Raw genomic sequence first — 527 nt, 5'->3', positions numbered from 1 at the left:
CGTGCGCACAGCGAAATATGTGTCAATTACCAATGGGACGGCATCGGAAGGTTCCCCGATATCTTGGAATATCTGGACTATTTTGATCAATGCTGGGTTTTTGATCCGCAAGATATTGAGCAATATCCGGAGTACGGTTTCAAAGCCACGACCAACTTCTACTTCGATTTGCCTGTTCCCGAATTGCCGTCAAACGACGGCCTCTACTTCCTTGGTGGATACGAATTGAGGAGGGAAGAGCAGACCAAGCATTTCATCAGCGAAGCGGAGCGCCTCGGGCTGCCTTTGGATTTCCATATTTATTGCAAAGACGACCGCGCCGAAAAAGCCTTTGGAACCAAAGGTATCACTTATCTCGATCGCAGCAGCATTCTGAGTTTCGAAAACAATTTAAGCAAGGTGCAAAGCTGCGGGGCGGTGGTTGATTTTGCCCAGTTTGACCATTACGGTTTGTCGTTCCGCATTTTCGATGCCCTGCGGTTCGATAAAAAACTGATTACGACCAACCAAAGCATACGGAATACCGA

At 47.8% G+C, this 527-nt stretch carries 1 pseudogene; it reads left to right on the top strand.

Annotated elements, in window-relative coordinates:
• Positions 1–63 precede the first annotated feature (63 nt).
• Positions 64–527, top strand: a pseudogene (locus ACTHUR_RS17925) (hypothetical protein); the annotation flags it as partial.

It is taken from the genome of Neisseria sp. P0021.S007 (assembly GCF_051956855.1).
Note: the sequence above shows the minus strand (reverse complement) of the source record. Positions and strands in the feature narration are given on the sequence as shown.